The sequence below is a fragment of the Vibrio sp. Vb2131 genome, assembly GCF_033338535.1.
Lineage (GTDB): Bacteria > Pseudomonadota > Gammaproteobacteria > Enterobacterales > Vibrionaceae > Vibrio > Vibrio alginolyticus.
On record NZ_JAWOSW010000003.1, the window covers coordinates 102,249 to 114,818 of the forward strand.

10 protein-coding genes are annotated in these 12,570 nt (G+C 45.1%); 4 read left to right on the top strand and 6 right to left on the bottom strand.

Going from position 1 to position 12,570, the window contains the following annotated elements; all coding sequences use genetic code 11:
* Window positions 1-17: 17 nt before the first annotated feature.
* The 6 genes from coaE to nadC all read right to left on the bottom strand — a co-directional run bounded on the left by coaE (window position 18) and on the right by nadC (window position 6,053).
* A complete protein-coding gene (gene coaE, locus R7E38_RS04565; RefSeq protein ID WP_017635920.1) occupies window positions 18-632 on the bottom strand; it encodes a dephospho-CoA kinase in 615 nt (204 codons plus the stop codon).
* On the bottom strand, window positions 633-1,502 hold the full coding sequence (locus R7E38_RS04570) for a prepilin peptidase (protein ID WP_226083669.1): 870 nt from the start codon (window positions 1,500-1,502) through the stop codon (window positions 633-635).
* Window positions 1,503-1,566: 64 nt separating this feature from the next.
* Entirely contained in the window at window positions 1,567-2,790 is a 1,224-nt protein-coding gene (locus R7E38_RS04575; RefSeq protein WP_017635918.1) for a type II secretion system F family protein, read from the bottom strand.
* Window positions 2,791-2,813: 23 nt separating this feature from the next.
* Window positions 2,814-4,499 (bottom strand): type IV-A pilus assembly ATPase PilB, encoded by a 1,686-nt coding sequence (pilB, locus tag R7E38_RS04580; RefSeq protein WP_226083667.1) that lies wholly within the window; start codon window positions 4,497-4,499, stop codon window positions 2,814-2,816.
* Window positions 4,499-4,903 carry a prepilin-type N-terminal cleavage/methylation domain-containing protein gene (locus R7E38_RS04585; RefSeq protein WP_226083666.1) on the bottom strand — a complete coding sequence of 135 codons (405 nt, stop codon included), beginning with the start codon at window positions 4,901-4,903 and terminating at the stop codon, window positions 4,499-4,501. The genes pilB and R7E38_RS04585 overlap by 1 nt, the downstream gene beginning before the upstream one ends.
* Before the next feature lie 262 nt (window positions 4,904-5,165).
* Window positions 5,166-6,053 (bottom strand): carboxylating nicotinate-nucleotide diphosphorylase, encoded by an 888-nt coding sequence (gene nadC / locus R7E38_RS04590; protein ID WP_005379983.1) that lies wholly within the window; start codon window positions 6,051-6,053, stop codon window positions 5,166-5,168.
* Between the two features lie 92 nt (window positions 6,054-6,145).
* Here nadC and ampD point away from each other — a divergent pair, with 92 nt between their 5' ends.
* The 4 genes from ampD to aceF all read left to right on the top strand — a co-directional run bounded on the left by ampD (window position 6,146) and on the right by aceF (window position 12,500).
* On the top strand, window positions 6,146-6,697 hold the full coding sequence (ampD, locus tag R7E38_RS04595) for a 1,6-anhydro-N-acetylmuramyl-L-alanine amidase AmpD (RefSeq protein ID WP_318081686.1): 552 nt from the start codon (window positions 6,146-6,148) through the stop codon (window positions 6,695-6,697).
* 405 nt (window positions 6,698-7,102) lie between these two features.
* The gene (gene pdhR / locus R7E38_RS04600) at window positions 7,103-7,870 is read left to right on the top strand and encodes a pyruvate dehydrogenase complex transcriptional repressor PdhR (protein ID WP_005379989.1); all 768 of its coding nucleotides are present in this window, start codon (window positions 7,103-7,105) and stop codon (window positions 7,868-7,870) included.
* A gap of 48 nt (window positions 7,871-7,918) precedes the next feature.
* A complete protein-coding gene (aceE, locus tag R7E38_RS04605; RefSeq protein WP_005386612.1) occupies window positions 7,919-10,582 on the top strand; it encodes a pyruvate dehydrogenase (acetyl-transferring), homodimeric type in 2,664 nt (887 codons plus the stop codon).
* A gap of 19 nt (window positions 10,583-10,601) precedes the next feature.
* Window positions 10,602-12,500, top strand: coding sequence for a pyruvate dehydrogenase complex dihydrolipoyllysine-residue acetyltransferase (aceF, locus tag R7E38_RS04610; protein ID WP_226083665.1), 1,899 nt, complete (start codon window positions 10,602-10,604; stop codon window positions 12,498-12,500).
* Window positions 12,501-12,570: the final 70 nt, after the last annotated feature.

Genomic DNA, 12,570 nt, shown 5'->3' on the forward strand with positions numbered 1-12,570 from the left:
CTTTGTGAGTTTCGTTCCTATTTTCGCAGATTTTTCTTACACATGGCTAGGTACTTTTCGTGCAAATCTGTGATTTGAAGCAAAAGATCAGGGTCACTTGGATTATTCTTAACCACATCGTCTGCAAGCGCGAGCCTTTGCTCTCTTGATGCTTGAGAGGCAAGGATGGCGCGAACTTGATCTTCACTCACATTGTCTCGTTTCATCGTGCGAGATATCTGTGTATTCGGTTCAACATCGACGACAAGAACGCGATCACACAAACTATCTAGCTTGTTTTCTACGAGCAACGGCACCACAAGTAACGCATACTCTGAAGTGACTTGCTGCAAATCTTCGATCATCTTTTCACGAATTATCGGGTGCAACAGTGCGTTGAGCCATGCTTTTTCATCTGAATTCGAAAAGATTTTTTCTCTCAGCTTTGCGCGATCTAAAGTTTGGTCTTCACGAACGATATCGTGACCAAAGTGTTCAATAATCGCGTTTAGGCCGGGAGTACCTGGCTCGACAACTTCTCTTGCTACAATGTCGGCATCGACGATATCGATTTTAAATTGTTGTTTGAACAGATTCGCGACGGTTGTTTTTCCACTAGCGATACCACCTGTTAAACCAATAACCAAAGCCATTTACACTCCTAGAACTGAAGTAAAGTACCAGTTTAAAATCTGCTCGCCCCAAATTAAGCTTATCCAACCAGCAATTGCTAAGTAAGGACCGAAAGGGAAAGCTTTTTCAATTCCCTTCTTTTGCAAGCGTAGTTGAATGATGCCAAATACGATGCCAACCACAGAGGAAAGTAGAATGATCATCGGCAGTGACTGCCAACCTAGCCAAGCCCCTAGTGCTGCTAGTAGTTTAAAATCACCATATCCCATTCCTTCTTTACCAGTAAGTAGCTTAAAGCCCCAGTAAACGGACCAGAGACATAGGTAACCAGCAATAGCACCAATGACAGAATCTTGTAGAGTAACAGGACTTATTTCGACTAATGCTAAGGCAATGCCAGCCCAAGTTAATGGTAATGTTAATTGGTCAGGTAACAACATAGTATCGAGATCGATAAATGTTGCGGCGATTAAGATAAAAGTAAAAAAGAGTAGGGCAACGGTAAAGTAACTAAAACCAAAGTAATAAGCTATAAAGCCTGAACAGAACGCGGTGAGCAGTTCAATCAGTGGATAGCGTGCACTAATGGTTGCCTGACAGTTGTGACATTTGCCTTTTAAAAGCAGCCAGCTAATCACAGGAATGTTGTCGCGAATACGTATCGGTGTTGCGCATTTCTGGCAGGAGGAGCGTGGGACGCTCAAGGTCAGCACTTCTTTAGGAGGTTCTATTTTGTATTCAGGAAATGACTCGGCACATTCGCGTCGCCATTCTAGTTCCATGATTTTAGGTAGTCGATAAATAACCACATTGAGGAAGCTACCCACGATAAGACCGAAGATGGTGGCAAACACAACGAATAGCCAAGGGTAGTACTGGAATACTTCCATATTTGTCTCTTGAGCGATGAGTGAAATCAGCAAGATGCTGTTTTAAAGGAGTTAACAGCTCATTCTAGCCCAATACACTCATTAAGTTAAAGATTGGCAAGTACATTGCTGTCACTAATCCGCCAACAACGATACCTAAAAAAACGATAATTAGTGGCTCTAGAATTTTACTAAGGTTGTCGACGGTGTTGTCGACTTCAAACTCGTAGATTGTTGCAACTTTATTGAGCATATCGTCAAGTCGACCAGACTCTTCACCGATCATAACCATTTGTAACACCAATTCAGGGAACACATTACAGTTGCGCATGGCTACATACATTGGCATACCTGCGGCGGTATCACGGTAAACTTCTTCTATGGCGAGTTGATAGTGCAAGTTTCCTGATGTTTTTGATGTAGTTTTTAAACTGGTTAGAATTGGAATGCCCGCTGTAAAGCTTGTGGCGAGTGTTCGACTAAATTTGGCGATAGCGGCTTTTGATAATACAGGGCCCAGGACAGGAAATTTAAGCACAGAGCGGTTGAGCATTAAGCGAAAAGAATCTGAACGCTTAGAGAGGATTCTCGCCGAAATGAATAAACTAATGGAGCCTAGTGCGATAAACGGACTCCAGTTTTGTGTCCAGGCGGAAAGATCTAATACTTGCCTGGTAAACCACGGTAAGTCAGCACCAAAACCAACAAACATTTTTTCAAACTCGGGAATGACTTTGGTGAGCATGATAAACGACACGCCTAACGCTACTAGCACTACCATCGCTGGGTAAATCAGTGCTTTGATCACTTTCGCACGGAGTTGTTCATTTTTTTCTCGGTAGGTGGCTAAGCGCTCGAACACTTCTGCTAAGTTACCGGATTGCTCACCTGTGGCGATAAGATCGGTATAGAGTGGGTCAAAGTGTTCACTTGCAGTGCGCATGGCTTTTGACATGGGCGTCCCCGCTTCAACGGCGCGTGTCACGCTCATCAAAATGGATTTCATCTCTGCTTTTTTATGATTTTCTGAGACCAATTTTAAAGCCTGAACTAAGGGTACACCGGTTATCAACATCGTCGAAATCTGACGGGTAAACACCGTGATGTCTCTGCCTTTCACGCGATGGCTGAGTTTAGTGAGAAACGAGATACTGCTTTTCTTTAACTTCTTGATCTTGATGTGCTGTGCGTCTAGACGCTCGCGTACTTCAATTTCTGTCATCGCGAGGGTTTGTCCAGACGTCTTTTTGCCTGAACTGTTGATGCCTTTCCAGCGGAAGTTTTTAAGTTGTGGTGTAGTGCTTTTCATAGAGGTGACTGCTGATTAAAGGATTAAAAATAAAGTACGCGCTGTAGTTCACTAAAACTTGTGATCCCTTGTTTGAGTTTTTCTATGCCCGACATTTGTAACGTGCTCATACCATTTGCGATGGCGAGTTTTTCTAGTTCATGTACTGAGGCGCCTTTAATAAGCGCTTCGGAAAGAAATTCATCAAAGCGCATCACTTCATAAATCCCCGTTCGGCCGGAATAACCATGGGTACACTCATTGCATCCATCGGGATTGGCTTTAAAAATGTTGTCGCTTGCTTGAATTCCAAGATGTTGTAGCTGAACGGTAAGTTCTTGTGATTGTTTACAGTGCGAGCACAGTTTACGGGCCAAGCGCTGGGCAATAATCAAACTAAGGGATGAGGCCAAGTTAAAGCTTTCTACGCCCATGTTTGATAAACGAATAACCGTTTCAGCCGCAGAATTGGTATGTAAGGTTGAAAGTACTAAGTGACCGGTTTGCGAGGCTTTGATGGCTATTTCCGCAGTGTCTAAGTCACGAATCTCACCGACCATTACCACATCGGGGTCTTGACGTAAGAAAGAACGCAGTGCTTCGGCAAAACCAAAACCAATCTTAGGCTGAACTTGAACTTGGTTAATGCCCGATAAGTTAATTTCTACTGGGTCTTCTGCCGTGGAAATGTTGATTTCTGGCTTATTGAGGATACTCAGCCCAGTGTACAGAGATACGGTTTTTCCGCTCCCGGTTGGGCCTGTCATCAGAATCATGCCTTGTGGGCGACGCAGCGCATCCAAGTACAATTGTTTTTGTTGTTCGCTATAACCAAGCTTGTCGATATCCAATGACGCAGAGCTGCTGTCGAGCAGTCGTAGTACAATTTTCTCTCCGAATAGAGTCGGTAGCGTGGATACACGCATATCAATTGCGGTGTCTTGATTCAACTTGAGCTTAATACGCCCATCTTGTGGTAAACGTCGCTCTGCAATATCAAGTTTAGAGAGGATTTTGATACGAGCGGATAAGCGGCGACTTAAGTGGCTTGGTGGCTGCTGTGTTTCAATTAAGATGCCATCACAGCGTAGGCGCACGCGGTACATCTTTTCATAAGGTTCAAAGTGGATATCGGATGCGCCTTTGCGCACAGCGTCCAGCAGAATTTGGTTGATATAACGACTAACAGGAGATTCGTCTTGGCTCAAGTCTTCAATGTTGTCGATTTCATCTGCGCCCACGTCAACCAGACTGGCTAACTCTTCTTGGTTGATCTCTTTTAATCCGGACTTCTCATGACTCAATGAACGACCATATAAGCGTCGAATTGCCGCGCTGAGTTGACGAAAATCCGCCAAGACCAGTTCAACTTGTAACCCAGTGGCAAAGCGGAAATCATCTTCTGCTTGTTGGTTGGTGGGGTCGGCAACCGCTAATAATAACGTTGAAGTCGTACGGTGGAGTGGGAGTGCGTTATGCCGTGTGATTAATTCACGTAGACCGAGTTGTTGACAAAGTGAGGCGTACTCATACTGAGATAACTCGGGCTGATTTAAACCAAAGAGAGAACTTAAGTGATCAGCGAGTTCGCTTGATGTAAATAATCCAGAACTGAGTAAAGCTTCCGGCATCGAAATGCCAGAAGCTTTGACTTGCTCAAGTAACGATTCTTCTTGGGAAAAGGTGAGTAATCCGACCTGACGAAGAATTGTTGAGAGGTTGGTGTGCATTAGTTACAGTTTTCTAAAACCGTAGTGCCATCAGTACATGTCCAACCAGAACTTGTTTTGGTTAGTGTGATAGCATCACCACTTAATGAGCCTGTATTAAACGTGAAGGTTAGAGTAGCAGCGCTTATGTTAGCACCAGATGTTGTAATAGCACCTAATGCATGTGATGCAGAACCACCTAAGTCAGCTACTACACCAGATAGCTCTCCATCTTGTTGAAGTTTAAGTTCAGCAGGAGTGACTAATGCTCTCAAACTTCCTAATGCCGTTGCCGCTTCACTTTTAGCGACATAATTTTGATAAGCAGGTACTGCAATTGCTGACAACACCCCAATAATCGCCACCACAATCATTAATTCGATCAGAGTAAAACCCTGTTGTTTTTTTTGTTTACTGTTTTTCATTTTTAACCCTTTCCTAAAAATTAATAATGCTCTTGCATTAGCGAAAGATTATGGAGAGTTAAGGTGGGTTGAAAATGGGGAAGGGATGGGCTCTCGAGTGAGGTAAAACTCTTTGGTGAAAAGTTGCATATCGTATGCAGAGTTTTGCGAGTAGCACTATTTTTTTAGTGGATAAAAAGAAAGGGCCAATTGGCCCTTTTAAATGATGAGTTACTCACAACTCACTGAGTTAGTTGAAGTAATTGAGATTGTGTTGCTTTTATTATTTGAAGCGCATCGAAAGATCCATCGCTTTTAGATGCTTAGTCAACGCGCCTACCGAAATGTAATCGACACCGGTTTCTGCGTATTCTGCGATGGTCTCTAGCGTAATGTTGCCGGAGTTCTCTAAAGCGGCACGACCTGCGTTAATCGCTACGGCTTCACGCATCATTTCTTTTGTGAAGTTATCGAGCATGATGATGTCGGCACCAGCCTCTATCGCTTGTTTCAACTCTTCTAAGCTTTCCGTTTCGACTTCTACCGGTTTGCCTGGGTTAAGCTCTTTCGCTTTTTGGATAGCTTGAGTGATGCCACCACAAGCAATAATGTGGTTTTCTTTAATGAGGTAAGCGTCGAACACACCGATGCGATGGTTAAAGCCACCACCACACGTCACGGCGTATTTTAGTGCGCTACGCAGACCAGGAATGGTTTTGCGTGTGTCGAGTAGACGACACTCAGTATGCGCGATTTTTTCAGCGTACTCTGCGGTAACTGTTGCGCAGCCAGACAGCGTTTGGATGAAGTTCATTGCGTTACGCTCACCAGTCAACAAGTCACGAGCAGGGCCTGTCAGCGTGCAAAGGGTTTGGTTAGGCTCGACTTTATCGCCGTCCTTTACGTGCCATTCAATGCTGACCTTGCCACCGAGCTGTTTAAAAACTTCATCAGCCCATGCTTGACCACAGAACACACCATGCTCACGAGTAATAATCGTTGCGGTATTGACCGCATCGGCAGGGATCAAAGATGCAGTAATGTCATTATCTGCGTCGACACTGCCACCTAGATCTTCTTTTAAGGTATCAGCGACAGAGCGAGTGATCTCTAAAGGGAGTTGTTGTTTAAGGTATTCTAGGCGTTCTTGAATGTTGTGTGTGTTCTTCATCGCAAATCTTGTCTTGAAAGGGAGATGGCAACGAATGATACTCTCCGGTGTCAATAATTTCAGCAGTTAATTTGCAAAGTAGAGAGGTTGATATGCGCCCAATTATCGAGAATGGCTGGCTGACACAAGCAAAGCATGTTCCGTCACCATTTTTTGATGCCCGCTCTGATATAAACGACATCTCTCTGCTGGTGGTACACAATATCAGTTTGCCTCCTGGGCAGTTTGGTGGACCATATATAGAGGACTTCTTCACTGGCAAGCTAGACCCAAATGAACATCCATTTTTTGAAGTCATTCACAAAATGGGCGTTTCTGCACATTGCTTGATTAAAAGAAACGGCGAGGTTGTTCAATTTGTTTCTTTTCTTGATAGAGCATGGCATGCCGGTCAATCCAGTTTCGCGGGCAGGGAGCGTTGTAATGACTATTCCATTGGTATCGAGCTTGAAGGGACAGAATTTACTGCCTACACAGAAGCGCAATATCAATCACTTGCAGAGAGCACTGAGGTGATTATGCAATCTTATCCTCAAATCACCCCGCCACGAATTACCGGTCATCAATATATTGCGCCCTTGAGAAAAAGCGATCCTGGTCTAAGCTTTGATTGGGTGAAATATAGACTGCTTATACAGCGTTGATTTGTAGCGAAAGTGTAAATTCAAAAAAGCGAAATAAATAAGGCATACGATCAGGTATGCCTTTTTTTGATACCAGAAATATTAATGATTGTTAAAAGTTAACTACATTTTTACGCTCGTACATGCCGTTTTGGTGAATAAATAGACTGATAATTTTGTCATTTTCTGTATTTCTTTTCCAAAACTGCTAGCACGTCGACTTCCCATTTGTATGCTTTATGTAATTGGTCATACCAATTCTATTGCTGTTTTAACAGTCGATTGTTATCAGAGTGTTGGAAGTAAGCTCGTTCTATGATTTAGGTCAATTTTCGGCTGGACAGTGGCGTTTTAATTATGTTAATTTCTGCACCAACTTAAAATTGGTATTACCAATTACCTGCAAGAGTAGAAGAACAATAAATTATGGCTTATCAAAGGATTCGTCAGCCAAAACTCTCTGATGTTATAGAACAAGAGTTAGAAAGGTTGATAGTGGAAGGAACATTGTCTCCGGGGCAACAACTGCCTCCAGAGCGTGAACTGGCAAAACAGTTCGATGTGTCTCGTCCTTCAGTCCGAGAAGCCATTCAACGCTTGGAAGCGAAGCGTTTGTTGACTCGTCGCCAAGGTGGCGGAACATTCGTAAGTGAGAATATCTGGAAGAGCTTTTCAGATCCCTTGTTGAATTTGTTGTCTAGTCATTCTGAAACCCAGCTTGATGTGCTTGAGTCTCGTCATGCGATGGAAGGAATTTCAGCCTACTTTGCAGCTTTACGTGGTACCGAAGAAGATTTTGCGCGTATTCAAGGTTGCCTTGAGCGCATTAGCCAAGAGCAAGCAAACAACGATATCGAAGCTGAATCTGCGGAAGTAATGCAATTTTTGATCGCTTTGACAGAAGCCGCGCACAACGTGGTTTTGTTGCACATTGTTCGAAGCTTAGCACCTTTGCTTGAGCAAAATATTCTACAAAATTTTAAATTACTACGTCGCCGCCCAGAAGCGGTCGAGAAAGTCAGTAAACACCGAGCCAATATCGTGGATGCGATTGTTTCTGGTCAGCCTGAAAAGGCGCGAGAAATGTCCCACTCGCACTTGGCTTACATCGAAGAAACATTGTTGGATTTGACTCGAGAAGAGTCTCGACGAGAGCGTTCTCTACGTCGAATTCAGCAGGGTAATGACTCGTAAGAGCGTTACTTAAATAAGTAGATCCAACCAACAGAAGGATAGATCGCCATGTCTGATATGAAGCATGACGTAGATGCACTGGAAACTCAAGAATGGCTACAAGCGCTTGAGTCAGTTGTACGTGAAGAAGGTCTAGAGCGTGCTCAATTCCTATTAGAGCAAGTTCTAGATAAAGCACGTCTAGACGGTGTTGATATGCCAACAGGTATCACAACTAACTACATCAACACGATTCCTGCAGACCAAGAACCAGCATACCCAGGTGACACAACACTTGAGCGTCGTATTCGCTCAATTATTCGTTGGAACGCTATCATGATCGTTCTACGTGCATCTAAGAAAGACCTAGAGCTAGGCGGCCACATGGCGTCTTTCCAGTCTTCTGCTGCGTTCTACGAGACATGTTTCAACCACTTCTTCCGTGCACCAAACGAGAAGGATGGTGGCGACCTAGTTTACTACCAAGGTCACATTTCACCAGGTATCTACTCACGTGCATTCGTTGAAGGTCGTCTAACTGAAGAGCAGCTAGACAACTTCCGTCAAGAAGTAGACGGCAAAGGTATTCCTTCATACCCGCACCCTAAACTGATGCCTGAATTCTGGCAGTTCCCGACAGTATCGATGGGCCTAGGTCCAATCGCTTCTATCTACCAAGCTCGTTTCCTTAAGTACCTAGAAGGCCGTGGTCTTAAAGATACTTCAGAGCAGCGCGTTTACGCGTTCCTAGGTGACGGTGAGATGGATGAGCCAGAATCACGTGGTGCTATCTCTTTCGCTGCGCGTGAGAAACTAGACAACCTATGTTTCCTAATCAACTGTAACCTACAGCGTCTAGATGGCCCTGTAATGGGTAACGGTAAGATCATTCAAGAACTTGAAGGTCTGTTCAAAGGTGCTGGTTGGAACGTAGTGAAGGTAATCTGGGGTAACAACTGGGATTCACTACTAGCTAAAGATACGACTGGTAAGCTTCTACAGCTTATGAATGAAACGATCGACGGCGACTACCAAACATTCAAATCAAAAGATGGCGCGTACGTACGTGAGCACTTCTTTGGTAAGTACCCAGAGACAGCTGCACTTGTTGCTGACATGACTGATGACGAAATCTTCGCACTTAAGCGTGGTGGTCACGAGTCTTCTAAGCTATACGCGGCATACAAAAACGCGGCAGAAACTAAAGGTCGTCCAACAGTAATCCTAGCTAAGACTGTTAAAGGTTACGGCATGGGTGAAGCGGCTGAAGGTAAGAACATCGCGCACCAAGTTAAGAAGATGGACATGACTCACGTACTACACCTACGTGACCGTCTAGGTCTTCAAGACATCCTAACTGACGAAGCAGTGAAAGAACTTCCGTACCTGAAACTTGAAGAAGGTTCAAAAGAGTACGAATACCTACACGCTCGTCGTAAAGCGCTACACGGCTACACGCCACAGCGTCTACCAAAATTCACTCAAGAATTCATCGTTCCTGAGCTAGAAGAATTCAAGCCACTACTAGAAGAACAGAAGCGTGATATCTCTTCTACTATGGCATTCGTACGTGCGCTAAACGTTCTACTTAAGAACAAGAACATTGGTAAGAACATCGTTCCTATCATTGCTGACGAAGCACGTACATTCGGTATGGAAGGTCTGTTCCGTCAAATCGGTATCTACAACCCGCACGGCCAAACTTACACACCAGAAGACCGTGGCGTTGTTTCTTACTACAAAGAAGCGACTTCAGGTCAGGTTCTACAAGAAGGTATCAACGAGCTAGGTGCTATGTCTTCATGGGTTGCTGCTGCGACTTCATACTCGACAAACGACCTACCAATGATCCCGTTCTACATCTACTACTCAATGTTCGGCTTCCAACGTGTTGGCGACATGGCGTGGATGGCTGGTGACCAACAAGCACGTGGTTTCCTACTAGGTGCAACTGCGGGTCGTACAACGTTGAACGGTGAAGGTCTACAGCACGAAGACGGCCACTCGCACATTTTGGCGGGTACGGTTCCTAACTGTATTTCTTACGACCCAACATTCGCGTACGAAGTAGCAGTAATCATGCAAGACGGTATCCGTCGCATGTACGGTCCAGAACAAGAAAACGTGTTCTACTACCTAACGCTAATGAACGAAAACTACGCAATGCCAGCAATGCCAGAAGGCGCTGAAGAAGGCATCCGTAAAGGTATCTACAAGCTAGAAACTTACACGGGCGACAAAGCGAAAGTTCAGCTAATGAGCTCTGGTACTATCATGAATGAAGTACGTAAAGCAGCTCAAATCCTAAGCGAAGATTACGGTGTTGCTTCTGATGTTTACTCTGTAACGTCATTCAACGAACTAACTCGCGATGGCCAAGATGCAGAGCGTTTCAACATGCTTCACCCAGAAGCGGAAGCGAAAGTACCTTACATCCAAACAGTAATGGGTACTGAACCTGCTATCGCAGCAACTGACTACATGAAGAACTACGCAGAGCAGGTTCGTGCATACATTCCTGCTGAGTCTTTCAAAGTTCTTGGTACTGATGGCTTCGGTCGTTCAGACAGCCGTGAAAACCTACGTCGTCACTTCGAAGTGAACGCAGGTTACGTAGTAGTAGCAGCGCTAACTGAACTAGCGAAACGTGGCGAAGTTGAGAAATCTGTAGTTGCAGAAGCAATTAAGAAATTCGACATCGACACAGAGAAAACAAACCCGCTATACGCTTAATTAAGAAGGTAGATAAGAAATGGCAATCGAAATTAATGTACCAGACATCGGTGCGGATGAGGTTGAAGTTACTGAGATTCTTGTAAGCGTTGGCGACAAGGTTGAAGAAGAGCAATCTCTGATCACAGTTGAAGGCGATAAAGCTTCTATGGAAGTTCCTGCTTCTCAAGCGGGTATCGTTAAAGAAATCAAAGTTGCAGAAGGCGACAAGGTTTCTACTGGTTCTCTAATCATGATTTTCGAAGCCGAGGGTGCAGCTGACGCTGCACCTGCTCCTGCGGCAGAAGCAGCTCCAGCAGCAGCTCCAGCTCCAGCAGCAGCGGCAGAACTAAAAGAAGTTCACGTACCAGACATCGGTGGTGATGAAGTAGAAGTTACTGAAATCATGGTTGCCGTTGGCGACAGCATCGAAGAAGAGCAATCTCTTCTAACTGTTGAAGGCGACAAAGCTTCTATGGAAGTTCCAGCGCCATTCGCAGGTACTCTAAAAGAGATCAAAGTTGCAACAGGCGATAAAGTATCGACTGGCTCACTTATCATGGTATTCGAAACAGCAGGTTCAGGCGCTCCAGCAGCACCAGCACCAGCGGCAGCTGAAGCTCCTGCGGCAGCAGCTACAGCAGCGTCTGCGGCAAAAGAAGTGAACGTTCCAGATATCGGCGGCGACGAAGTTGAAGTTACTGAGATCATGGTTGCTGTTGGCGACACAGTGGAAGAAGAGCAATCTCTAATCACTGTTGAAGGTGACAAAGCTTCTATGGAAGTTCCTGCACCATTCGCTGGCACAGTTAAAGAAATCAAGATTGCAGCTGGCGACAAAGTGTCTACTGGCTCACTAATCATGGTATTCGAAGTAGCGGGCGCAGCACCTGCTCCTGCAGCAGCTCCAGCTCAAGCGGCAGCACCTGCAGCTCCAGCTCCTAAAGCAGAAGCTCCAGCGGCAGCAGCTCCAGCAGCGACTGGCGATTTCAAAGAAAACGATGAGTACGCTCACGCGTCTCCAGTTGTTCGTCGTCTAGCGCGTGAATTTGGCGTTAATCTTTCTAAGGTTAAAGGTTCTGGTCGTAAGAGCCGTATCCTAAAAGAAGACGTTCAAGCTTACGTGAAAGATGCACTTAAGCGTCTTGAGTCTGGCGCAGGTGCAGCAGCATCTGGCAAAGGCGACGGCGCGGCTCTTGGTCTACTACCATGGCCAAAAGTGGACTTCAGCAAGTTTGGTGAGACAGAAGTTCAACCGCTATCTCGCATTAAGAAGATCTCTGGCGCAAACCTACACCGTAACTGGGTAATGATCCCGCACGTTACACAGTGGGATAACGCAGACATCACGGCTCTTGAAGCATTCCGTAAAGAGCAAAACGCGATTGAAGCGAAGAAAGACACTGGCATGAAGATCACACCACTTGTGTTCATCATGAAAGCAGTAGCTAAAGCGCTTGAAGCGTTCCCAGCGTTCAACTCTTCTCTATCAGAAGACGGTGAGAGCCTAATCCTGAAGAAATACGTGAATGTTGGTATCGCGGTAGATACACCAAACGGTCTAGTTGTTCCTGTATTTAAAGACGTGAACAAGAAAGGCATCTACGAGCTATCTGAAGAGCTAATGGCGGTTTCTAAGAAAGCACGTGCAGGCAAGCTAACAGCGGCTGACATGCAAGGTGGCTGTTTCACTATCTCTAGCCTAGGCGGTATCGGCGGTACGGCGTTTACTCCAATCGTAAACGCGCCAGAAGTTGGTATCCTAGGTGTGTCTAAGTCAGAAATGAAACCGGTATGGAACGGTAAAGAGTTCGAACCGCGTCTACAACTTCCACTGTCTCTATCATACGACCACCGTGTGATCGATGGTGCTGAAGGTGCGCGCTTCATCACTTACCTAAACTCATGTCTATCTGACATTCGTCGTCTAGTTCTGTAATAGAAATTAGATGAATGAGAGGCGGCAACTTAGCCGCCTCTGCTAATCATAATTACCGACAATTTGGTTA

Excerpts from the sequence above, each read along its gene's own strand:
- coaE (WP_017635920.1), bottom strand. The coding sequence starts at position 632 with ATGGCTTTGGTTATTGGTTTAACAGGTGGTATCGCTAGTGGAAAAACA.
- R7E38_RS04570 (WP_226083669.1), bottom strand. The coding sequence starts at position 1,502 with ATGGAAGTATTCCAGTACTACCCTTGGCTATTCGTTGTGTTTGCCACC.
- R7E38_RS04575 (WP_017635918.1), bottom strand. The coding sequence starts at position 2,790 with ATGAAAAGCACTACACCACAACTTAAAAACTTCCGCTGGAAAGGCATC.
- pilB (WP_226083667.1), bottom strand. The coding sequence starts at position 4,499 with ATGCACACCAACCTCTCAACAATTCTTCGTCAGGTCGGATTACTCACC.
- R7E38_RS04585 (WP_226083666.1), bottom strand. The coding sequence starts at position 4,903 with ATGAAAAACAGTAAACAAAAAAAACAACAGGGTTTTACTCTGATCGAA.
- nadC (WP_005379983.1), bottom strand. The coding sequence starts at position 6,053 with ATGAAGAACACACACAACATTCAAGAACGCCTAGAATACCTTAAACAA.
- ampD (WP_318081686.1), top strand. The coding sequence starts at position 6,146 with ATGCGCCCAATTATCGAGAATGGCTGGCTGACACAAGCAAAGCATGTT.
- pdhR (WP_005379989.1), top strand. The coding sequence starts at position 7,103 with ATGGCTTATCAAAGGATTCGTCAGCCAAAACTCTCTGATGTTATAGAA.
- aceE (WP_005386612.1), top strand. The coding sequence starts at position 7,919 with ATGTCTGATATGAAGCATGACGTAGATGCACTGGAAACTCAAGAATGG.
- aceF (WP_226083665.1), top strand. The coding sequence starts at position 10,602 with ATGGCAATCGAAATTAATGTACCAGACATCGGTGCGGATGAGGTTGAA.